We start from the raw sequence: 22,093 nt of genomic DNA, 5'->3' as shown, positions 1-22,093 counted from the left end.
GTCGGTGATCTTTTTTCAATGATTCTTATAGCGGTGTTAGTCGGCAATTCCCCGCACGTGTGGCTGATATGACTATCTCGAGCTGTTTGTCGCGGTGCTTGTGATGGAAATCTTGGATGAGAGCGCGCAGAATGGCGAATAATGTCTATCATCACCCGGCATTTTCGAGTCAACAGGATGGCGGAGGAGGGCCTCCGGACATGGAGCAACGTCTCAGAAAACTCGAGCAGGATGTGGCGATCATCAAGGAGACCGTGGCGACGCGGGAGGATCTCCTCCGCGAGACCGGATCTATTCGCTCCGAGATGCACTCGCTATTGCGCCAGCAGACGATGTGGAGTGTTGGCACCATCATTGTCGTGGCTGGCCTTATCTTTGGCATCATGCGGTTTACCAGCGGCGCCTGATATCTCCGTTTTCGAGTGGAAGCCGGGGATCTACCGCAGCGCCCGCCGTGCCCCGTCAGCGCGTCTCTCGTACCCGTGGTGGCGATTCGGGCCATTCCCCGTAGGCCGCCTCTGACAGGACCAGCGTCTCGACCGCTTCGATATCCTGAAGCCGGTGCTTCAGCCCACACTCCCAGATCACCAACACGCGCCAGCTCGAGGCTCAGCGGCGGGCGTTCAGAACTACATGCCGCTGATTCTCACCAACGAGAGTCTGGAGCCCTGGCTCGATCCGGCGCCCATTGATCGCGACACCATTCGCCGCTTCGTGCGACACTTGACTTGCCGGCCGAGGTGTTTACACATTTGGCCGTATCAACCCGCGTGAATAAGCCGGGCGAGGAAAGCGCCTCGTTGGTGAATCCCCAATAAACTTGGCATCAATCAGCTCTAGCTCTATCTGGTCTCTCAATAGTCGTAGGAAAGCTGAATGAACAATATTGTTAATTTTAAAGAAATCCCCCCTGGGAATGGTAAGGATGATGCGCAAGATGAATTTGAACTTTTTGTAAGGGATTTGCTGGTGGCACTGGGTTACGATATTGTCAAAGAACCTGCGCGTGGTGGCGATGATGGTATAGACCTTGTTGTTCGCGAATACAGTTATGGTCCAATGGGCAAGAATTCTCGACTTGTCGGTGTGAGCTGTAAGCACAATGCGCATTCCAACAAGGCCGTTGGTAGAGAAGATGAGAAATTTAATCTTTCTGTTGCCGACGCGTTTGGCTTTAAGGTGTTTTATGCTTTCTATAGTACTATTGCCTCGGAGTCTTTAGGGAGAACGCTTGCAAATCTTGGTAAGAAATTGGATGAAGTTAAAGTGTTCGATCATTCCCTGATTTCAGTTCTGCTGAGAGAGAATGATGCTTCCTTGAGAGTTTTTAGAGATTATTTTCCCGTTAGCTTTGGGGGTTATCATCTTTGCAATAGAGGTAGCGGCATCTATAGGTCTCCGCCTGTTATGGAGTGTGATTTTTGCAGTAACAATGTTATCAGTCGTTTTGAGGGTTGGTTTGTTTTGTTTCGCAGTATGTTGTCGAAGATAATGGTTGTAAGCATAGAGATTTTATAAAGTTATCTGTTAGATGTGAGGCTCATTCAAATGTTGAATCGTTCCCTCTTGACGTGCCAGGGTTGGATCTTTCCCGGAGTGATATAGATATTGATCGGTGCAGTGTGCTGTCCATGACAGAGCCCCGTGTCTACATAAAAAGACTTTTACATTACATGGATGGTTTGTGCACCGGTTCTTATAGGATGCCGCTGCCTTTTTATCGTCAATTCAGGAGGATGAATAATGGGATGTTTTATTTCGTCTCAAGAAAAGTTGATGTCGATCATGAGGGCCGGATGCTCGATGCCTTTAATCCTATTGACCTATTGCGTAGCGATTAAAGTAGGTGGCTTATTTTACCAATGGCAGTTCACCCCATCGAGTTGTATGACTCGGTGACCGGTGCGCACAGCACAGGTGTCAGGCGGCGCCGGCACTGGGCGTGCCGATCGTGACGGTTCCGTGCTCTATCTTCTGATTCAGTTCGTCCATCACGCCCATCAGCTTTTCGCTACGTCCCGGTCGGCGTCGCTTTGCTGTGTGTCCAGGAGTGAGAGCCGCTCGGTGCCTCGGTCGCAAATCTCCATCAGCCGCCGCCTTTTATGTAGCGCCCGTTCGGCGCGTGAAGGCGTTCTAGTACCTGGATGGCTGCGGAGAAGATCCGCCGATGCCGCTCTACAACGTGGCGCTGGGTGGCGTCGGGAACATGGGTTTCGTCGATACGTGGCCAGGCGGACGATTCGGAGCTGACGTTCGATAGCGTGTGGTGGGGCTACAAGCCGAAGTGGGCGGGGTAGGCAGCGCCGCAGCCGATCAACGCTTACGTGGGGGTGTCTCTGGCCATTCCGTATAGTCTGACAGACCCTCGATTGGCTCTTCGATATCGCCAATGGCATCGCGGCAGAAGCGCAAACCACACTGCCAGACACTAACACACGCCACCTTTTTCGATCAGCTCGGCCTGCTGGCGCTTATCTCGCTCGACGTTGCGCGCGAACTTTTCCTGCCAAAATTCGACATGCGACTTCGGCGTACTGGCGTAGACGCAGCCGGGTGCCGGTGCCAGTAGCAGCCGTGCACAAGAAAATGCGAGGCGGTACTTGGGTAGGACCAGATCCGGCTTGCCGGGGAGATCTTTTGCGGTGTACCGGAAGCGGTAGCCGCGAGCGTGCAGTCGCGGCGCAGCGCGATTTCCGGGCCGGTGTTCTTCCCAGCGACCGAGGCCATGATTTTGGAGCGGGTGGCGTGTCTACGTGATCGGTCATTGGGCTTCCTTGCCTCTATGAGCCGGGAAGGTCACTCCATTCTAGCGTAGACGCTCAGGTCCTTATCCGAAATGTCGCTCGCTGCCACCAGCTTGTAGTGCTTTTCGCGAACGACCTTGATTTCGTCGTCATCGATCATGAGCTCGAACATCGCAATACGATCGTCACCCATAAATTGACCGAGACCGCTCGGCAGATCAGTTCGGATATTCCTGCGCGCAGTAGCGAACGTCTTGGTTCGTTTGGGTGATCGCGTTTGGTCTTTCCCTCCCTTGGCTTGAACCGGGATGACGTACTGTTGACCGTTGCTGTTCACCCCCGTAAATCTCGTCGATTTCGATCTGCCCCATCTTTTTGACCGACGTGCGTAGGTGGCTCTGGAGCGAGTACGAGGCGATTCCGAGGAAATGTCGATCAGCCTGTTGTAGCGTACTTTAGCTAGCAGGGCTTGCTCGTCGTATTTGGCGTTTTTTCGAATGATTTCCGGTGTCGCGTCGGGAATCTTGATCGTCAAGAGATCATTGCGCGGGAGAATCCTGCTTAGCTTAACCTGCTTGAAACGATATTTAGCTCGGCCAGCGCCTTCGATAATCCACTCTAGCCCGGGATCTGCCGTGTCGAGAATGTGCTCGGGCAGTGGCTGACGATATCGAAAAGAGTAGATTACATCGCCTAAATTCGCCGGCCTTTGCAGGTCGAGCGTCGTGACAGCTTCGACGATTTCATCGCGTACGAAAACGAACCCATCAGGGTTCGTTGGGTAATGCTTATTGAAAATGTAGGAGATCGCGCGATAGAGCGCTTCTTTACCTTGGGGCTTTCATCCGACATCGGCTTTATCCCTTACCACCTTCTTCGGTGTACTTGTCGTTTTGCGCGTGCGCTGGGCGATGGTGTTGTGCGGCACGCCGAAGTATCTCGCTGCCTCGCCCATATCCATGTAGAGGAACTCGGCGTCGTTGAGCTCCAACTTCTTCCGAGGTTTCTTCGGTTTCTCGCCGAGCGCTTGCATGATGCTGCCGGCGACTGCGCGGCCCAGTAGCGGCGGCACGCTGTTGCCGATCTGCCGGAAGCCGTGCCACTTGGTGGAGTGCAGGCGGAACCAGTCGGGATACGAGTGCAGCCTAGCCGCTTCGCGTACCGTGATGACGCGAGGCAGGTTGGGGTGGATCGGCCGCGGCGAGTGAAGGCGCCACGGGCACTGTCCGTACCGGCGCGCAGCGTGTTGCAGAGCCCTTCGGGAGCCAGCTTGCGAAAACGACTGACGGGCTCGGTTTTCCCTGGCACCGTTTCGGTAAAGCGGCTCTGGGAAAGCTCGGTGGTGTTCCGTCCGCAGGCTGGATGAGAGCAGCCCGAGATCGTGGATCCGCGTGTACCCGAAGTCCTCGGGATCTCGCTCGAGACCGCGCAGCCGTCTGGCGTAGGTCGATTCGGTTTCCCATTCGACATGCACGGCATCCGTCGAGCGGAGCTCCTCGAACCGGTTGGCATCGGGCAGATCGCCGATGGCATCCCAAACCGTGGCGCCTTGCTCGAGCGGCGCCGGGTATGTCGGTTGGTCAGGCCTTTGCGGGCGCCCATCAAGAACAAGCGCTGCCGGGATTGGGGCACCCCGTAATCGGCGGCGTTGAGCACTTGGTAGGGCATGACCACGTCGTAACCGGCTTTGTCGAGCGCGGCTATCATCTCATCGAGGAACTTGCGGTGTTTGCCGAGCGTGAGCCCTTTGACGTTTTCGAAGACGCAGTATTTAGGCTGGAGCTCGGAAACCAGTCGGACGTAATGCGAGGAGCTCGTTACGCGGGTCGTCCAGTACGCGCTTGCCGATCAACGAGAAGCCCTGGCAGGGCGCGCCGCCGAACACCACATCGATTTCGCGATCGCCGATGCCGGCTTTTTGGCGCACGTCGTCGCCGGTCAGATCGACGACACTGGCGCAGATCGCCTTCGAGTAGGGAAAGTTGTACTCGTGGGTCGCGCAGTGGATCGGGTCGATTTCCACGGCTGCGGCGATGTCGAAGCCGGCTTGCTCGAACCCTAGGGACATGCCGCCGGCGCCGGCGAAAAGGTCGATGCCAATGGGGCGTTTGCTGGTGTTGGTCATGTGACTCGATCTGACTTCCGATTGACGACGCGAAAGGGCTCACTATACCGCCCTGCATCGGATGATGCAGTGAGGCCGAGCCCTTTCGATTGATAGGTGTATGGATATACAGCCATTGGCGCTGCGGTTGCAAGCCCGTGTGCAGGTGAGGGTGAGCGATGCCTTCTGGAGGCCAAGCGGCCGGAGTGCTTTGGGTCGCCAACGATGGGGACGGGATGCTCGGCGTCTTTAGGGCATTCCAAGGCGGTATGCCGCTCGGGGCCTAACGACTCGGCGACGCGCCCCGCGTCTCGAGCGTCAGCTCAGTCGAGTAGCCGCCGTCGCCGATCTCGTGGCGCACCTCGGTGAGCACCCATTCGGTCTCTTCGATCTCACGCTTCCAGCCATAGCAGCGGGCGGGTGTCTCGGAGTAGAGGTCGGCGCGGCCCTGGGCGAGCGTGAGCGAGAAGCCCGCGATGCCGCGCTGCAGGCGCTGCCATTCGGCGTTGGCGGCGGTGAGGGCGTCTTCCTCACTGGCGTAGGTGGGGCGCAGGCGCTTGGCGTTCTCGTTCTCCCCGGCGATGACTTCCTTGCGGCGGCCGCCAGAGACGTCGTTCCAGGCGGCGATGACGCCGGTGTAGTTCTCGCGGTCCGAACTCGAGTAGCGGTGCTGGTCGCCGTCCCGGCGGCGGATGACGATGGGCGGGATCTCGGCGCCGGTGGCGGTGGTGGCCTGGCCGGCGGGGATGAACAGCAGCCGGCCGGCCTTCACCGTGGCCACCGCATCGAAGCGCTCGGCCAGCCGGGTGAGGAAGTGCATGTCGCTCTCTTCGGTCTGGTCGAGGTGCGCGATGCGGATGCCGGCCAGCGTGGTGCCGGCCCTGGGCTCGAGGTCGTGGCGCTTGCCGGGCAGGGTGCCGCGTAGGTTGGCGCTGCTGGCGCGGATGGTGAGGAGGTCCGGGGCGCCGCTGTGTTCGACCTCGTCGACGATGCGGGAGCGCGAGAAGGTGATGTGGGCCGCGGCGCCGTCGTGAAAGCGGCGGTCGCTATCTTAGTCCACGCCTTCGCAAGGTAGACGTTGGGCGTGATGTGGTTGCCTTGGACGGTCACGTTGAGTGGGGCGCGGCCATGGGCGACCTCGATAGCCGCGCTTTGGCGCCCCCAAGCATGGCCTAAGCAGGCGGAGGGGCGCTCCGGAATCGGCCAGCCGGAGTGCGCCGACGCAAGAGGCGTGTTTTCAGCATGAACTCGGCAGTATCGAGCAACGCGAGCGGATGAGGTGACTTGTAGGCTGGAGGTGGTTGATCGATGGGGCCGATGCCCCATGGCCTCACTGCCGACATTCACCCACGACATGCCGATTCGCGCGGCACGACGACTAGGGAGTTCATCATGAGTGACATCATCTGGCCCGAGGGTTTCGTCCCCGGGTTCACCGACAATTTCTGTTCCAATGAAGTCATCGTCGAGGGGGTGTCCGCGGCGGACATCTGGCCGCTGCTGGTGATGCCATCGCGGTGGCCCACGTACTACAGCAACGCGGCCGATGTGAAGATCTACGAGGATGCGGGCCCGGCGCTGGATGCGGGCGTGCGATTCTTCTTCACGACTTTCGGGTTTCCCATCGAGGGGCGCTGCCTTGAGTGTGTGCCGCCGATCATGGGGCAGCCGGCCAGAATTGCTTGGCATGGCTGGAGTGGTGAGGAGGGCGCCTCGGACCGTATGGACGTCCATCATGCCTGGCTGATCGAGGATCTCTCGGCGAATCGCGTCAGAATTCTCACTCAAGAAACCCAGAATGGGGAGCCGGCGAAAGAATTGGCGCGCCAAGTTCCCAACCGATGATCAATGGGCACCAGGAGTGGCTGGATGGGCTGGTGGCGACGGCGAGTGCGGCCACCCCGCGATGATGGCCAACCGGTACGGCAGTTTGTCGTTGCCCGGTAACTGGCTGATCGGTCTTCAGCCGTGCTTCTGAAAGATGCCTCCGCCGTTGCGGAGGCGTCTATTTGTTCTTGAGCCGATACCGGCTTGCCTGAGGGCCGAATGCCTGCTCCCGCTCGCGTCCTTTTCTCGAAGGGAACGTCGCTGTCCTGACGCGGTGATGCTGGGGCTTCAGCAGAAGAAAAGCGGCATCGAGCTGCTGCTTGCTTGCTGGCGGTGGGTCGCCCAGGGCATTACCGCGTCTAGTGAACGCTCTAGCTCGAGCCGACGCTTGAGCGTGCGATTCTCCGCCGTCAGCGCCGATAGGCGGGCTTCGGCAGTGTCCTGTCGGTCGAGCGCTTCGCCGAGCAGTGCGTTGGAGGCCGACAGGCGTGTCTCCAGCACCCGCTTGGTGCGCTGATGCGCCAGGCGCTCTTCGGCGATCATGGCTTGAAGCGCCTCGAGTTCTGTCAACTGGTGTGCTTGCGTCATGTATACTCCCCCGCGTCCTTGGGTGATGTGCTAAGTATACCTCGGATTATATCGCGAGTATTGCTCTTTGTGACCCGAGTTCACAAAGGTTCACGTTCGCGGTGCCAGGGTCTGGCCGACTGAAGTCAGGGTAAAGAAGCTTGGAGGAGGCATCCAGACGGGGAGGGGCATAGGTTCTGCCACCATGGCTGGACTGTCCAGGTCACTCGGGTAACGTGTCGAGGCTTCAGAGAGGGGCGAGATAGATTATGGTGCCCGGAGCCGGGCTCGAACCGGCACGGTGTTGCCACCGAGGGATTTTAAGTCCCTTGCGTCTACCAATTTCGCCATCCGGGCCGACGACGTAGGGAGATACGGGAGGTCGACAAACCGAGGGGGTCTGAAGCTCGGGAAGTGGAGGCTGGAGTCGGAATCGAACCGGCGTACACGGAGTTGCAGTCCGCTGCATAACCACTCTGCCATCCAGCCTTACAGATTCGGAAGCGATGTGAATGTCCCGAAAGATCGAGTTGTGAAGCGGGAAAGGATATCGATCGGACCGGCGTTCCGGCTCACGACCCTCGATCCTGCTGGCAACTCTACGAGTTATGGAGCGGGAAAGGAGATTCGAACTCCCGACCCTCGCCTTGGCAAGGCGATGCTCTACCACTGAGCTATTCCCGCTCAACTCGCCGACGAATTATAAGGATAAGTCCGTAACTGTCAAACGCTTATGGCATTTTTTTGCTTACATCGAGCGCGTCAGCTCGGGCCAGGCCGCACGCAGATACTGCATCATCGACCACAGTGTGAGCACGGCGGCGGCGTAGAGCAGCACTACGCCAAGGGCGGCGATCTGGGTCCCGGGGGGGAAACCGAGCAGCAGCACCAGCGCGATCATCTGCAGCGTGGTCTTGGACTTGCCGATCCATGAGACCGCTACGCGCTTGCGCTGGCCGATCTCGGCCATCCATTCGCGCAGCGCCGAGATGACGATCTCGCGACCGATGATGACCAGTGCCGGCAGCGTCAGCCAGAACACTTCATAGCGCTCGATCAACAGGGCCAGGGCGACCCCGACCATCACCTTGTCGGCGACGGGGTCAAGGAAGGCGCCGAACGGCGTGCTCTGGTCCCAGCGCCGGGCCAGGTAGCCATCCAGCCAATCGGTGATCGCCGCCAGCCCGAACAGGCCGGCGGTCACCGGCAAGCTCCAGCTGTAGGGCAGGTAGAACAGCACCACCAGCAGCGGTATGAACACGATTCTTGCCAGAGTGAGCATGTTGGGGATGTTCATCGAGCCGCTAGCATCCTTGCTTGAGGTGAAGGTGGGGGCATTTTACGCCGCTCGGCAACGCTCATCCATGCAGCGCCTGGTGAATGGTCGTCGCCATCTGTTCATTGATCCCCGGCACGCGTGCCAGGTCGTCGCGGGTGGCCTTGCGTACCCCCTGCAGACCGCCGAAGAAGCGTAGCAGCTCGCGACGGCGTTTGGGGCCGACACCGGGAATGTCCTGCAGCGACGAGGTGCGGCGCTGCTTGTCACGGCGCTGGCGGTGTCCGGTGATGGCGAAGCGGTGGGCTTCGTCACGAATATGCTGGATCAGATGCAGCGCCGGCGAGCTGGTGTCGAGATCGAGAGTGCGGTCGACGGTCTCGATGAACAGCGTCTCCAGTCCGGCCTTGCGGGTAGTGCCCTTGGCCACCCCGATCAGGGTCACGCCGATGACATCTAGCTCGGCGATCACTTCCCGTGCCATGTTGAGCTGGCCCTTGCCGCCGTCGACGATCAGGATGTCCGGCAGCTTGCCTTCGCCTTTCTGCAGCCGCTTGAAGCGTCGTGTGAGCGCCTGGCGCATGGCGGCGTAGTCGTCGCCCGCGGCCACACCCTCGATGTTGAAGCGGCGATAGTCCGACTTGACCGGGCCATCTCCGTCGAACACCACGCAGGAGGCGACCGTGGCTTCGCCGTGGCTGTGACTGATATCGAAGCACTCCAGCCGAGCCGGCGGGCTCTCCAGCGACAACGCTTCACGCAGAGACTCGAAGCGTCGGCTGAGCTGGCTGCGGTTGGCCAGCTGTGTTGCCAGATGCTGCTCGGCGTTGGTCAGTGCCAGGCGCTGCCACTGGGCGCGATGGCCGCGAACCTGGGCGGTGACGCGTACACGGCGTCCGGCGCGCTCGCTCAGCGCGCTCTGCACCAGCTCGTTGTCGGCCAGCGGATGGGAGGTGATGACCTCCTGCGGAATCTCTTTCGACTGCCCCAGGTAGAACTGGCTGACGAACTCGCTGATGAGCTCTTCGGTGCCCAGGTCGAGGCCGTTCTGTGGCTGATGGTGACGCGCGCCGAGCATGCGACCCTGACGGATTGCCAGCACGCTGATACAGAGCCCGCCGGGCTGCTGGGCCAGGGCGAAGACATCGGCATCACCCTCGGCATTGTCGACGAACTGCTTCTCCTGCAGTCGTCGCAGCTGCTGGATCTGATCGCGCAGGCGCGCGGCCTCCTCGAAGTCCAGTGCTTGGCTGGCCTGTTCCATGGCCTCGGTCAACTGCCCGGTGACCTGTTCGCTACGCCCTTCGAGACACATCACGGCGTGTTCGATGTCACGCTGGTAGTCCGCCTGGCTGATGAAGTCGACGCAGGGCGCGCTGCAGCGCTTGATCTGATACTGCAGGCAGGGGCGCTGACGATGGGCGTATACGCTGTCCTCGCAGTTGCGGATACGGAAGATCTTTTGCATCAGCGATAGGCTTTCGCGCACCGCGGTGGCGCTGGGGTAGGGGCCCAGATAGCGTCCGTCAGCACGCCTCTGACGCGCGCGCTTGAACTCCAGCACCGGGTAGGGGTGACGGTCGGTGACGAAGACATAAGGGTAGGATTTGTCGTCGCGCAGCAGAATGTTGTAGGGCGGCCGCAGCTCTTTGATCAGCGTCTGTTCGAGCAGCAGCGCTTTGTCTCGCTACGGGTGATGGTCACCTGAACATCTTGAATGCGCGCCACCAGCGCCTGAGTCTTGGCGTTCAGAGCGCCACGGAAGTAGCTTGCCAGACGCGCCTTGAGGCGCTTCGCCTTGCCGACATAGAGCACGTTGGCCTGGGCGTCGAGCATACGGTACACGCCGGGCGACTCGGAGACGGATTTGAGAAAGTGCTTGGCATCGAAGGATGCCGGGGAATCGCTGGGGCTATCACTCATGCCGAGAGTATATCAAAAACACGCCGCAGCGCCGCGATCCGGGTATCGGCCGGTGGCGACTCGAAACGCGTCGAAACCGTGTATCAATGCGTGTCGAAACCGTCGACCAAGCCGTGCTTGAGGCCCAAGTGGGTGAGTTCGACGTCGGACTGAACCTTGAGCTTGTCGAAGATGCGGTAGCGGTAAGTGTTGACCGTCTTGGAGCTGAGCCCGAGCTGCTGAGAGATGAGACTGACGCGTCGGCAGTTGATGATCATCAGTGCGATCTGCAGTTCACGGTCAGAAAGCTGGTCGAACGGGTTGCCTTCGCCCTCGCGGCGCGCCAGCACCACGCGCTGGGCGATGTCGGGGCTGATGAAACGCTCGCCTGCGGCGATCCGCCTGACTGCCTCGATCATCTGATCGAGCGGCGTTCCCTTACTGATGAATCCGGCTACGCCAGCATCGATCAGACGTTGTGCCGTAGTTTCCTCGACCTGACCGGTGAGCACCACGACGCTTATCTGAGGCTGTTCGCGGAGGAGTTTGAGGATCGCTTCGAGTCCGCCCATGCCGGGCATGCGAATATCCATCAGGGCGATGTCGGGGAAGCGGTCACGGCAGGCGCTGAGCGCTGCTTCGCCGCTATCGACCTCGGCGACGATCTCGATGTCGGACTCCTCGTCCAGTACGCGGGCGATACTAGTGCGAACCAGATGGTGATCATCGGCTAGCAATACCTTGATCAAGATGACTCCTGCCCTCTGCCTCACGTATCGGCCGGATCAGCGACCGCCTGGGTGCTGCCGGTATATCCATAGCGGGAACGTCCTCGACCTCTGGTCGATCACGCCCTACGCCTGTTGCGCCCGCATGTTAACAGACACGCTGCACCGAGTTGACAAGAATCTTGCTACCGGCAAACCCGGGCGCAGCGCTGCCTAGAAGTTGGGGGGTGAGAGCGCTCCAGGAGCGGCTTCTCGCCCCGGACTGGATAGATCGAGGTCGGGAAAGTGGGCAGCTTGGCACGAAATCGACAAAACTCATTGACAGCCTTCACATTCATCCGTAAATTACGCCGCGTTCCTTGGCGAACACGGTACGGGGCCTTAGCTCAGCTGGGAGAGCGCAACACTGGCAGTGTTGAGGTCAGCGGTTCGATCCCGCTAGGCTCCACCAACTTTTATTCTGGAAAAAGCCGCCTGGCGCACTTTGCGCTGGCGGCTTTTTTCATGCCTGCAAGCCTTCCTCTGAATGAATCTCGAATCCCAGGGTCGATCGCGTCTCGGCGCGACTATGCCGGTGGTATCGATGCTTGTGCTGATGTGGTGTCGGATGCCCTCGGGCCGGCGCCCGATCAGCGACCAAGGTCGCATGGCGGTAGTGGCTGCCTTGTACAAGTATAATTTTCGTGTATAGCTTTTATGTAGGTCTTGTCCTGCGGGTTGGCGAGCATCTTGCCAGGGAGGCGGCATGCGATACGCAGAGTTTGTACAACTTCTTGGCGAAGGTCGTGTGACCGAGCTGCAGGTGGAGTCGCTCGATGCGCACGTTCTCCTACCGGGTGATCATGGGGGAGCGTGCCGAGGTGCTCGAGGAGGAAGATGGGCGACCCGTGCGGCTGAGTTCGCTGGGGCATGCGCGGCACTACCTGCCGCGAGTAGGCGGCGCCGACGTGCCACTCTTTCTAGTGACGCAGCCGCCTGGCAGCACGATCATCGGCTCGCAGGTCTACGCGACGTCGCACAAGACGCGCCTGGATGCGAGCTGAACAAGCGGGCCCGGCAGGTAAGTCAATGTCGGCGCTGGTTGAGTTTTTCTGCCAGCTTGCGTGCAGCTTCCTGCCCTGCGTGGTGACTGATGATGCCAGGGGCACCATCGCCTTGCTGGGTGGGCGCAGTATCTACCACGATCCACTCCGCAGCGTCGCCATCGTTGAGAGGGGTGAGGGGTCTGGCCACAAAACGTGTCATCGCGCGCTACTCCGTGCTATTCGGCGAGGCACCGCATCTGGTCACTGGTGCCGCCTCAAGAGAGCCTAGTCGATAATCGGGGTGAGGAGATACCCTGACCATCGGTAGTCGACTCGAGTTACGCAGGTGTGACATAGAACCGCTAAACTTGACATGATGTCACCGAGAAGAAGGAGTGAGTCATGTGTGCAAAGACTACCCAGTGCCCGCGCTGCGGTCATGATCAAACCGATGCGCCGACCAATGCCGAGGGCGTCGAGCGGTGTCCGCAGTGCGACGCCAAGCGTGACGCACATTCGCCCACGGCGCAGGAACTACTGGAGCGTGAAGAGGCTTACGTCAGCCACGCCATCGACGAGACGATAGAGCGTGAGCTCTCCAGACGCCACGACGAGCAAGGAAAGCCGAAAAGTTGAGCCCAGCTCGCCATGGCCGGTGTGGCCGTCTATCAGGGTTCGTTGGCGCGGGGTCTGCCCTGGGGGCCTAAGGGGCGGCTCAGAGCGATTTCGATGGCCCGCTCGCGGGATATGCCTCGCGCCATCAGGGTTCTGACGCGCGTCTTGAGGGTACTCAGGGGGATGCCCGATTGGCGCGACAGGGCGTTCAGGCTATCGGCGCGCAGCACTCGTTGCTCGCGTCGCTTCATCAGGGGAGTTTCCTTTCCCCGTTTGGTCAATTTCATGCAGCTCTCCACGATCGTTGGCACGGTTCACGCGACCGCTCGTGACAAGCAGTATGACTGTCGATGCCGAGATATCTTCCATGAATTCGCCGACCCTACACCAAGCGCGAGGAGCCTGTCGCTCTTTTAGCGCGGCGTTCATGACCACAAATGGCCCTGGCAGTTCGGACTGTTCGATCCTTTGGTGGCCTGGCTCGCGGTCACAATGCCCCTGCCGCAGAGAGGTGCGGGGCGCTGTCTCCAAGGTGAAACGGGTGACGCGGAGAGAGACGATCGGGAGTGCGAACGATGGCGAGTGCTAGACGAGAAAACAGATGCCGATGAACGAGCGTATCTTCGATGTCGCGATTCGGCCTCGGGCCGGTGATGCGCTGTGGGAGGCCTTCACGCCGGCGCTACCGGGGCTGCATGCGCTGGGTGAGAGCGACCTCGACGCTGCCGCCCGGCTCGCCGAGGCGATCGTGCCGCATTTGGCCACCAATCTGCAGCAGGGGCGTGCGATTCCCGGGCAACCTCGCGCCGGCGTTTACCTGCAGGAGTATGGGTTGGTGCTGTGGCAGTTTCTGCGAGTGCGTATGGGACCGCTCAAGGCGGGGCAGAGCGCCGTCGAAGTGATCTTCCCCGATATCGAGACGCTGTTCGATGCCGAGATCGGGGATGTCGACGAGTCCCTGCTCGATGTTTGAGCGCAGCCCGCTTGACAGCCCTCGCCGTCAAACGCAGACTGGCGCCATGATGACGATACCCAGCTACAGACCGATCCAGTGGTGGTGGCGCCTTTGATTCCAGGGCGGCCCGCTGACGACTGTAAAAGATGCCGCCCCACGGGGCGGCATTTTTTCGTCTGAGAGATGGCTCCGTGAGGCTGGCAGAGCGCCGGGCCGAAGTCGGTTCCGGTGGGACGAAAAACGACAGCCATGACGCGATCACGTATGAATATCAGGAGCTTACTGCCGTGCCAGTCCTCATGATCGATAACTACGACAGCTTCACCTTCAATATCGTCCAGTATCTGGGTGAGCTGGGCGCCGATGTCATCACCCTGCGCAATGACGAGATCGACCTGGCAGGGCTGGAGCGCCACGCGCCCTCGCATCTGGTCGTTTCGCCCGGCCCCTGCACCCCCAACGAGGCGGGGATCTCGATGGCCGCCATTCGTCATTTCGCCGGACGCATCCCGATTCTCGGCGTCTGCCTGGGGCATCAGGCGATCGGCCAAGTCTACGGTGGCCATGTGATTCGGGCACCGCAGGTGATGCATGGCAAGACTTCACGTATCCGCCACGCTGGCCAGGGCGTGTTCGCCGGTCTCGAGGACCCGCTGGAAGTGACCCGCTACCACTCTCTGGTGGTGGACGCCGCAACCCTGCCCGAATGCCTGGAAGTGACCGCTTATACCGATGAGAGTGACGTCACGCCGGGGCTGATCATGGGTCTCCGGCACCGTACCCTGGATATCGAGGGCGTGCAGTTCCACCCCGAGTCGATCCTCTCGCGCCAGGGCCATGAGCTGCTGGACAATTTCCTCAAGCGCCAAACCGCGTCGCAACCGCTGGGAGAGACACATGCAAATGCGTGAGGCGATCGCTGCGCTGCTGCGCCACGAGAATCTGGGCTACGACGACACTCACGCGATCATGCAGACGATCATGACCGGTGAGGCTACCGATGCCCAGATCGCCGGGTTTCTGATCGCCCTGGCGATGAAGGGCGAGACCGCCGACGAGATCACCGCGGCGGCCCAGGTCATGCGTGAGCTGATGCAGCCGGTGGCACTCGACTGTGACAACGTGGTCGATATCGTCGGTACCGGAGGCGATGGTGCCAACCTGTTCAATGTCTCCACGGCGTCGAGCTTCGTCGTCGCTGCTGCTGGCGGTCACGTGGCCAAGCACGGCAATCGTGGTGTCTCGTCGTCGGCGGGCAGCGCCGACCTGTTCGACGTTGCCGGCATCTACCTCGACCTGGATGCCGCGACTATCGCACGCTGTATCGAACAGGTCGGGGTCGGCTTCATGTTTGCGCCGCGCCACCACCAGGCGATGCGCCACGCTATCGGTCCACGTCGCGAGATGGGCGTGCGTACAGTGTTCAATATCCTGGGGCCGCTGACCAACCCCGCCGGCGCGCCCAACCAGCTGCTCGGCGTCTATGCGCCACATCTGGTACCGCTGGTGGCGGAGTCGCTGCGCAAGCTCGGCAGCCGCCATGTACTGGTGGTGCATGCCGAGGATGGCCTCGACGAGATCTCGCTGGCGGCGCCGACCCGGGTGGCGGAGCTGCGTGACGGTGAGATTCGCGAGTACACGTTGACCCCCGAGTCGCTGGGTATCGAACGCCAGGCGCTGGCGCCATTGAAGGTAGTGACCGCCGAGGATAGCCTCAAGCTGGTCAAGGAGGCGCTGGTCGGCAAGGGTGCGGCCGGGGATATCGTGGCGTTGAATGCCGGCGCCGCGCTGTACGCCTCGGGCGTCTCCGATTCGCTGCAGGAGGGGGTGCTGATGGCGCAGGATGCCCAGGCCTCCAAGCTGCCGCTGGAGAAGCTCAAGGAGTTGGCCGACTTTACGCGGGTATTCGCTGATTGACCCCGACATCGATTCATCTCGATATCCTTTCACCCCGACACCGAGAGCTCCGCGCATGAGTGAATCACAGGACAAGGCGTTGCCGACCATTCTGGCCAAGATTCTGGCGCGCAAGCGCGAAGAGATCAGCGAGCGCCGTCCGCGCACCAGCGAGCAGACCTGGCTGCAGCGTGCTCAGGCGCAGAGCGCCCCGCGTGGCTTCGTCGCCGCGCTCCGGCGCTGTATCGAGGGGGGAGACCCGGCGGTGATCGCCGAGATCAAGAAGGCGTCGCCCTCCAAGGGTGTGATCTGCGAGGATTTCCGCCCGGCCGAGATCGCCGCCGACTACGCCGCCGCCGGTGCCAGCTGCCTGTCGGTGCTGACCGATGCCGACTACTTCCAGGGCGATGAGTCTCATCTGATCGCCGCGCGCGAGGCCTGCGCGTTGCCGGTGATCCGCAAGGACTTCATCATCGACGGCTACCAGATTGCCGAAGCGCGCGGCATCGGTGCCGACTGCATTCTGCTGATCGTGGCGGCGCTGGATGACGTCCAGCTCAAGGATCTCTATCGCCAGGCGCGGGAACTGGGCATGGATGTGCTGGTCGAGGTCCACGATGTGTTCGAGCTGGAGCGTGCGCTGACGCTCGATCTGCCGCTGGTGGGTATCAACAACCGCGATCTGCACACCTTCGCGACCTCGCTGGATACCACCTTCGACCTGCTCAAGCGGGTGCCGGCCGGCGTGACCGTGGTCACTGAGTCGGGCATCCATACCCGCGACGACGTCGAGCGCATGCGCGAGTACGACGTCAACGCCTTCCTGGTCGGCGAGGCTTTCATGCGTGAAGCCGAGCCGGGCAGCGCGCTGCGCCGTCTGTTCTTCTGAGCCCGCTGCGCAGGCGTCGTGGCACGCGTGCCTAGACGGGCGCCGGCGCTGAACACGAACACCGCCTTTGAGGCGGTGTTCGTCGTTCAGGGAGAGGGGGAGTGCGGCTGCCGGGGCCGGCTCAGAACTCCGGCGAATCGGGGAAGATCAGACTGATCAGGGTGTCTCCCGCCTTGGGCATCAGCGGCTTTTCCGCGGTGGCGGTGCGGATGCGGCCGTTGGCGGAGAGGGTGAACAGGGTCAGCAGGCGGTCCTGATGGATACGCCGATAATCTTCGATGTCGAAGTTCTCGCTGATCTTGGCCTGGCGCAACACCGCGCCCTGGCCGATCAGGCTCGACAGCCGGGTGAAGCTGGTATTGCCATCGAACAGCAGCGGCAGGTGAGCAAGTGCCTGCTGGTGATGGCGCTTGGCGCTGCGGCTGGACTCCACCGCCAGGCGGAATACCTTGCCGTGCCCCAGAACGTGCTCGAAGTGCAGCGCGGCGAGATTGTTGAGCTCGCGGTAGGGCGATAGCGGCAGCAGATGGCCGATGCCGGTGAGTTCGAGGTGCTGCGCGGCGTGCTCCGACAGCGGATTGCCGTAGTAGGTAGGCAAGTTGGCCATGCGCGCTTCCTGCACCGCATCCCAGTTGTGGTCGCACAGACGGACCACGAAGCCAGCCTCCTGCAGCACCTGGCCGAAGGCGCGGGCGACCGGATTGGCACCAATGATCAGAAACCCTGACGGCGTCGGCTCGCTGACCCTCAGCAGACGCGCCAGCGGGCGCGAGAAGAGGCTCTGCACCACCACGGTGCTGATGATCACCAGGAACGTCACCGGCACCAGCAATTCGGCCCCCGGCACCTCGAGTGCCTCCAGGCGAATGGCGAACAGTGAGGCCACCGCGGCGGCGACGATGCCGCGCGGCGAGAGCCAGGCCAGCAGGGCCTTCTCACGCCAGTTGAGCGAACTACCCAGAGTGCAAAGCCATACCGTCAGCGGTCGAGCGACCCACACCAGAATGGCGAGGAAGGCCCACGCCTCCCACGACAGCAGGCCCAGCTGTTCCAGGCTCAGGCGTGCCGCGAGCAGGATGAACAGGCCCGAGATCAAGAGGATCGACAGCGTCTCCTTGAACTCCAGAATCGGCTGAGTGGGCACCCCGCGCATGTTGGCCATCCATACGCCCATCACCGTCACCGTGAGCAGCCCCGACTCGTGGAACAGCAGGTTGGAGAGCGTGAACAGGGTGAGCATGACCATCAGCGTGCCGAAGCTGTGCAGCCGCTGCGGCAGCCAGTGGTGGCGCAGCACGCTGCCCCATAGATAGCCGCCGGCGATACCCAGGCCGAAACCGATCACCGCGGTCTGGGCGAAGCTGATCAAGGTATGGGTGGCGGCGCCGTTGGAGACTCCCAGTGCCACGAACTCATAGACCAGTACCGCGCCGATGGCGCCGATCGGGTCGATCAGGATGCCCTCCCAGCGCAGGATCTGGCTGACATGCTCGCGCGCGCGCAGGGTGTGCAGCAGCGGCAGTACCACGGTGGGCCCAGTGACCACCAGCAGTGCGCCGAGCACGCTGGACATTTCCCACGACAGCCCCAGCACCAGGTGCGCGGCAGCGATCCCGATCAGCGCCGTGATCAGTGCGCCCCAGGTGACCAGACGGCTGACCGTGCGACCGTGGCCGCGCAGCTCGCGGAAGTCGAGCGTCAGGCTGCCCTCGAACAGGATCACCGCCACGGCCAGCGAGACCAACGGGAACAGCAGGTCGCCCAGAATGGCGTCCGGCTGCAGCCAGCCGGTAATGGGGCCGGCGATCACACCGGCGAGCAGCAGTGGCAGGATGGCGGGCAGACGCAACTGCCACGCCAGCCACTGACAGATCAGCGCCAGCAGACCGATGCCGGTCAGGGCAAGGGCAGCGTTTTCCATGGCCAGGCTCTCCGAGGTGATTCCAGTGGCGGATCAAAAGGCGCGCAGACTAGCGGCGCCGGCGCGCCGATGCAATGCCTGCGACACCGCTGCGTGCGGGTCGCAGAGCATAGGCCATGTGGCGTCATCTTGCGCGGTGAACCCTGGCGCGTCTCAGCTCGTCTGGTCGCGGCGGCGGGCGACCTGCAGCAGCGCCTGGAGCGGATGCAGCAGCTGGCGCTGCGATAGACGCTTGGCCTGGCTACGGCAGGAGTAGCCGGTGGCCAGCAGCGTGCCGGCGGCGGTGTTTTCTACCGGTTCGCGCCAGGAGAGATCGTAGATCGCCTCCGAGGTGGCGCGGTTGCGCGCTTCGTGACCGTAGGTCCCGGACATGCCGCAGCAGCCGCTGGCGATGTTTTCCAGGGCGAGCCCGAAGTGGGCGAAGAGCTGCTGCCACGCCTTGGGGCTGCCCGGGGCGTTGGTCTTCTCGGTGCAGTGTGACAGCAGGCGGTAGCCGGGATCGGCGTCGGCCGCGCGCTGCTTCCAGCGGGCCGGCAACAGCGCCGGGCCGCGGGCGAGCAGCCATTCCTGCAGCAGTAGCACCTCGGGCACCGCCGACGGACCCAGCAGCTTCACATACTCCTGGCGGTAGGTCAGTGTCATCGCCGGATCGATACCCACCAGCGGCACGCCGAACGCGGCCAGAGTCTGGAGTCGCGCGGCCTGCCTGGCCGCCACACGTTGGAAGCGGCCGATGAAGCCCTGCACGTGCAACGGCTTGCCGTTGGGCTGGAAGGGGGCGACGAAGACGCGCAGGCCGAGCCGCGTGAGCAGCTCGATGATGTCGAGCACCAACTGAGACTCGAAGTGACTGGTGAAGGCGTCCTGCACCAGCACCACGCTGCGGGCACGCTCCTCTGGCATCAACTGGGCCAGGCTGGTGGGCGTGGCCTCGACCACGCCCCAGGCGCGCAGCACCTTCTTGAGATGGGTGCGCGAGAGTCGCGGGCTGTCGACCATGCCCAACGTTCGTGTCAGCAGGCGGTCGATCAGGCGGTTGTCGAGCAGCGCGTTGTAGAGCGGTGCCACCCGCGGCAAATGGGGCACCACGAACTCAAGACCGCCGATCACGTAGTCGCGCAGCGGCCGCGCGTAGCGGCTGTGGTAGCTCTCCAGAAAGCGCGAGCGGAAGTCGGGCACGTCGACCTTGATCGGGCACTGGCCGGCGCACGATTTACACGCCAGGCAGCCGGCCATGGCGTCATACACCTGGTGCGAGAAGTCCGCCTCGCCGCGGCGCCGAGCCAACGCTCGGCCGAGCTTGCCGGGCTGGTCGCGCAGCCAGGCCAGGGTGCCTTCCCGGCGCGTGCGCCGGGAGAGTTCGACCACGTCGACCCCGGCGTTACCCTGGCGCCTTAGCCACTCGCGCATCAGGCTGGCGCGCCCCTTGGGCGAATGCACGCGGTCGCGGGTCGCCTTCCACGACGGGCACATGGCGTCCGCGGGGTCGTAGTTGTAGCAGGCGCCGTTGCCGTTGCAGTAGACCGCACTGGCATTCTCCTGCCACACGCGCTCGTCGATCTGGCGGTCCAGCTCGCCGCGGGTAGTCACGCCATCCACCGTCAGCAGGCCGGGATCGACCTCGATGGCTGCCCGTTCGGCGGTATGGCTGGGTGCGTCGGCGCCTTCTTCCTCGGCATGGATCGGAATCGCGTTGCCGGCGTCGTCGGGCCGGGTGGCAGACGGGTTTGCGTTGCCGGCGTCTTCGGGCCGTCTGGCAGACGGGTTTGCGTTTCCGGCGTCTTCGGGCCGGATAGACAGCGGCGTGGCGATCTTGCCCGGGTTGAACTGATTGTAAGGATCGAAGGCGGCCTTGATCCGCTGCAGCGCCGGATAGAGCTCACCGAAGAAGCGCGGCGAGTACTCCGAGCGCACGCCCTTGCCGTGCTCGCCCCACAGCAGGCCGCCGTAACGCTGGGTCAGCGCGGCCACGGCGTCGGAGAGCTCGCGGATCAGGCGTGCCTGGGCCGGGTCCTTCATGTCGATCGCCGGGCGCACGTGGAGCACCCCGGCGTCGACGTGACCGAACATGCCGTAGTCGAGGCCGTGGGCATCAAGCAGGGAACGGAACTCGGCGATATAGTCGGCGAGTCGTTCCGGTGGCACCGCGGTGTCCTCGACGAAGGGAATCGGACGGCGTTCGCCCTTGGCGTTGCCGAGCAGGCCCACCGCGCGCTTGCGCATGGCATAGACCCGCGCGATTCGGGCGCGACCCTCGGCCAGGGTATAGCCGAGACGCTCGACGCTGGTGTCCGCGCCGAGGTGGTCGACGAACGCCTGTACGCGCTCGGCCAGGCGGGCGGGGTCGTCGTCGTTGAACTCGACCAGATTGATGCCGCGGATCGGCGCGCCCTCGGCGTCAGCGGGGAAGAACTCGGCCACGCTGTCCCAGACGAAGTCGTCCATCGCCAGCATCAGTACCTTGTCGTCGACCGTCTCGATCGAGGTCGGTCGCAGCGGCTGCGGCTGATCCGGCAAAGCCACGTTCATCAGCGCCTTGGCGTCGCGCGGGCGTCCATGAAGCCGGCGTAGCGCACGTTGACCAGGGTCGAGTGCGCGGGCAGCGGCAGCACGTTGAGGGTCGCCTCGTTGAGCAGGGCGAGCGTACCCTCGGCGCCGCACAGCAGGCTGTTGAGGTCGCAGTGCCCCTCGCATCGATCAGGTGGGCGAGGTCGTAGCCGTGAGGCAGCGGTTGAGCGGCGGGAACTTGGCCGCGATCAGCTCGGCCGCTCGGTGGCCACCGCCCTGGCTTCACGGTGGACCCGGCCGACAATGTCGTCGCGGGCGCAGGCGGCGGCGAGTGCCTCTTCCGCCAGCGGCTGGCTGTGCAGGCGCGTGCGCCATGCAAGACGACGTCGAGCTCGAGTACGTGATCGCGGGTCTTGCCGTACTCGCAGCTGCCCTGACCGCTGGCGTCGGTGGAGATCATGCCGCCGATGGTGGCGCGGTTGGAGGTCGAGAGCTCAGGGGCGAAGAACAGCCCATGAGGTTTGAGCGCGGCATTGAGTGATCCTTGACCACTCCGGCCTGGACGCGCACACGGCGGCGCTCGACGTCGATCTCGAGAATCCGGTTCATGTGGCGGGAAAGATCCACCACCAGGCCGTCGGTCAGCGACTGGCCGTTGGGCCAGTGCCGCCGCCGCGGGGGGCGAGCACGATGCTGCGGTGCTCGTCGCGGGCGATCAGCCGCGCGATGCGCTCGAGGTCTTCGGCGTCGCGGGGATAGAGCAACGCCTGCGGCAGGCGTTGATAGATCGAGTTGTCGGTGGCCAGCACGCTGCGGTCGGCCAGCTCCGGTGCGATCTCGCCGCGGAAGCCGGTGTGCTCGAGGTCATCGAGGAAGCGGCGGTAGTGCGCGTTCAGGGCCGAGGCGTCGCCGGCCGGATCAAGGCGTTCGATCATCATGGTCATCAAGCTGTCACGGCGGCCGGCGGGCGGCACACTCTAATTCGGGGATTCGCGCCGCGGCGGGCACGAGTCGCATCATGGGCCGGGCGCCACGGTCTCGCGCGGCGGCGAGGAGTCATGGTGCCGGTCGGGCTTTTCCTTACAATAAACGATCGCTCAGGCGAGGCGGGTGCCCATGGGCTACGCGTGTCGTGC

The 22,093-nt window shown here is 62.6% G+C and carries 18 protein-coding genes, 4 tRNA genes and 5 pseudogenes; 10 read left to right on the top strand and 17 right to left on the bottom strand.

Features of this window, described 5'->3' with window-relative positions; all coding sequences use genetic code 11:
• Positions 1–200 precede the first annotated feature (200 nt).
• On the top strand, positions 201–407 hold the full coding sequence (locus tag CN538_RS00505) for a hypothetical protein (RefSeq protein ID WP_106418191.1): 207 nt from the start codon (positions 201–203) through the stop codon (positions 405–407).
• A gap of 469 nt (positions 408–876) precedes the next feature.
• Positions 877–1,518 (top strand): restriction endonuclease, encoded by a 642-nt coding sequence (locus CN538_RS00500; protein ID WP_106418190.1) that lies wholly within the window; start codon positions 877–879, stop codon positions 1,516–1,518.
• 910 nt (positions 1,519–2,428) lie between these two features.
• Here CN538_RS00500 and CN538_RS21475 read toward each other — a convergent pair.
• The 7 genes and pseudogenes from CN538_RS21475 to CN538_RS00480 all read right to left on the bottom strand — a co-directional run.
• Positions 2,429–2,644 (bottom strand): annotated as a pseudogene (locus CN538_RS21475) (very short patch repair endonuclease); the annotation flags it as partial.
• Positions 2,611–2,727, bottom strand: a pseudogene (locus CN538_RS25770) (hypothetical protein); the annotation flags it as partial. The pseudogenes CN538_RS25770 and CN538_RS21475, both read right to left, overlap by 34 nt.
• Before the next feature lie 69 nt (positions 2,728–2,796).
• On the bottom strand, positions 2,797–3,279 hold the full coding sequence (locus CN538_RS20595; protein ID WP_207233571.1) for a hypothetical protein: 483 nt from the start codon (positions 3,277–3,279) through the stop codon (positions 2,797–2,799).
• A 306-nt stretch (positions 3,280–3,585) separates the two neighbouring features.
• Positions 3,586–4,218, bottom strand: coding sequence for a DNA cytosine methyltransferase (locus tag CN538_RS20590; RefSeq protein ID WP_207233570.1), 633 nt, complete (start codon positions 4,216–4,218; stop codon positions 3,586–3,588).
• A 140-nt stretch (positions 4,219–4,358) separates the two neighbouring features.
• Positions 4,359–4,538, bottom strand: a pseudogene (locus CN538_RS25765) (DNA cytosine methyltransferase); the annotation flags it as partial.
• Positions 4,516–4,869 carry a DNA cytosine methyltransferase gene (locus CN538_RS20580; RefSeq protein ID WP_207233569.1) on the bottom strand — a complete coding sequence of 118 codons (354 nt, stop codon included), beginning with the start codon at positions 4,867–4,869 and terminating at the stop codon, positions 4,516–4,518. The gene CN538_RS20580 and the pseudogene CN538_RS25765, both read right to left, overlap by 23 nt.
• 262 nt (positions 4,870–5,131) lie before the next feature.
• A complete protein-coding gene (locus tag CN538_RS00480; protein WP_422917533.1) occupies positions 5,132–5,668 on the bottom strand; it encodes a contractile injection system protein, VgrG/Pvc8 family in 537 nt (178 codons plus the stop codon).
• A 572-nt stretch (positions 5,669–6,240) separates the two neighbouring features.
• On the opposite strand from CN538_RS00480, the gene CN538_RS00475 reads away from it, so the two are divergent.
• Positions 6,241–6,693 carry an SRPBCC family protein gene (locus CN538_RS00475; protein ID WP_242495432.1) on the top strand — a complete coding sequence of 151 codons (453 nt, stop codon included), beginning with the start codon at positions 6,241–6,243 and terminating at the stop codon, positions 6,691–6,693.
• A 270-nt stretch (positions 6,694–6,963) separates the two neighbouring features.
• Here the strand turns inward: CN538_RS00475 and CN538_RS00470 are convergent, their stop codons facing one another.
• The 7 genes and pseudogenes from CN538_RS00470 to CN538_RS00440 form a co-directional block, all read right to left on the bottom strand.
• The gene (locus tag CN538_RS00470) at positions 6,964–7,263 is read right to left on the bottom strand and encodes a hypothetical protein (RefSeq protein ID WP_129591256.1); all 300 of its coding nucleotides are present in this window, start codon (positions 7,261–7,263) and stop codon (positions 6,964–6,966) included.
• Positions 7,264–7,512: 249 nt separating this feature from the next.
• A tRNA-Leu gene (locus CN538_RS00465) sits at positions 7,513–7,599 on the bottom strand.
• Between the two features lie 58 nt (positions 7,600–7,657).
• Positions 7,658–7,731: transfer RNA gene (locus tag CN538_RS00460), tRNA-Cys, on the bottom strand.
• A 120-nt stretch (positions 7,732–7,851) separates the two neighbouring features.
• A tRNA-Gly gene (locus tag CN538_RS00455) sits at positions 7,852–7,926 on the bottom strand.
• Positions 7,927–7,990: 64 nt separating this feature from the next.
• Positions 7,991–8,539, bottom strand: a complete 549-nt coding sequence (pgsA, locus tag CN538_RS00450; RefSeq protein WP_106418187.1) for a CDP-diacylglycerol--glycerol-3-phosphate 3-phosphatidyltransferase — start codon at positions 8,537–8,539, stop codon at positions 7,991–7,993.
• A gap of 61 nt (positions 8,540–8,600) precedes the next feature.
• A pseudogene (uvrC, locus tag CN538_RS00445) lies at positions 8,601–10,441 on the bottom strand (excinuclease ABC subunit UvrC).
• A gap of 83 nt (positions 10,442–10,524) precedes the next feature.
• Complete coding sequence (locus tag CN538_RS00440) at positions 10,525–11,169, bottom strand: response regulator (protein ID WP_106418186.1); 645 nt, start codon at positions 11,167–11,169, stop codon at positions 10,525–10,527.
• A 354-nt stretch (positions 11,170–11,523) separates the two neighbouring features.
• Between CN538_RS00440 and CN538_RS00435 the strand changes: the two genes are divergently transcribed.
• The 3 genes from CN538_RS00435 to CN538_RS00425 all read left to right on the top strand — a co-directional run bounded on the left by CN538_RS00435 (position 11,524) and on the right by CN538_RS00425 (position 12,809).
• Positions 11,524–11,599: transfer RNA gene (locus tag CN538_RS00435), tRNA-Ala, on the top strand.
• Positions 11,600–11,963: 364 nt separating this feature from the next.
• Positions 11,964–12,191, top strand: a complete 228-nt coding sequence (locus tag CN538_RS00430) for a hypothetical protein (protein ID WP_106418185.1) — start codon at positions 11,964–11,966, stop codon at positions 12,189–12,191.
• 384 nt (positions 12,192–12,575) lie between these two features.
• Complete coding sequence (locus CN538_RS00425; protein ID WP_106418184.1) at positions 12,576–12,809, top strand: hypothetical protein; 234 nt, start codon at positions 12,576–12,578, stop codon at positions 12,807–12,809.
• Between the two features lie 32 nt (positions 12,810–12,841).
• Here the strand turns inward: CN538_RS00425 and CN538_RS19655 are convergent, their stop codons facing one another.
• Entirely contained in the window at positions 12,842–13,075 is a 234-nt protein-coding gene (locus tag CN538_RS19655; protein ID WP_129591255.1) for a hypothetical protein, read from the bottom strand.
• A 314-nt stretch (positions 13,076–13,389) separates the two neighbouring features.
• On the opposite strand from CN538_RS19655, the gene CN538_RS00415 reads away from it, so the two are divergent.
• The 4 genes from CN538_RS00415 (at position 13,390) to trpC (ending at position 16,528) form a co-directional block, all read left to right on the top strand.
• Entirely contained in the window at positions 13,390–13,761 is a 372-nt protein-coding gene (locus CN538_RS00415; RefSeq protein ID WP_106418182.1) for a type II toxin-antitoxin system HicB family antitoxin, read from the top strand.
• Positions 13,762–14,030: 269 nt separating this feature from the next.
• Positions 14,031–14,654 carry an anthranilate synthase component II gene (locus CN538_RS00410; protein WP_106418181.1) on the top strand — a complete coding sequence of 208 codons (624 nt, stop codon included), beginning with the start codon at positions 14,031–14,033 and terminating at the stop codon, positions 14,652–14,654.
• Entirely contained in the window at positions 14,641–15,660 is a 1,020-nt protein-coding gene (gene trpD, locus CN538_RS00405; RefSeq protein ID WP_106418180.1) for an anthranilate phosphoribosyltransferase, read from the top strand. The genes CN538_RS00410 and trpD overlap by 14 nt, the downstream gene beginning before the upstream one ends.
• A 55-nt stretch (positions 15,661–15,715) precedes the next feature.
• Positions 15,716–16,528, top strand: a complete 813-nt coding sequence (trpC, locus tag CN538_RS00400) for an indole-3-glycerol phosphate synthase TrpC (protein WP_106418179.1) — start codon at positions 15,716–15,718, stop codon at positions 16,526–16,528.
• A 121-nt stretch (positions 16,529–16,649) separates the two neighbouring features.
• On the opposite strand, the gene CN538_RS00395 is transcribed toward trpC, so the two are convergent.
• On the bottom strand, positions 16,650–18,449 hold the full coding sequence (locus CN538_RS00395) for a cation:proton antiporter (RefSeq protein WP_106418178.1): 1,800 nt from the start codon (positions 18,447–18,449) through the stop codon (positions 16,650–16,652).
• A gap of 153 nt (positions 18,450–18,602) precedes the next feature.
• Positions 18,603–21,892, bottom strand: a pseudogene (locus CN538_RS00390) (FAD-binding and (Fe-S)-binding domain-containing protein).
• Positions 21,893–22,093 lie beyond the last annotated feature (201 nt).

Origin of the sequence: Salinicola tamaricis, from assembly GCF_003006155.1 — a bacterium.
Taxonomy (GTDB): Bacteria; Pseudomonadota; Gammaproteobacteria; order Pseudomonadales; family Halomonadaceae; genus Salinicola; species Salinicola tamaricis.
Note: the sequence above shows the minus strand (reverse complement) of the source record. Positions and strands in the feature narration are given on the sequence as shown.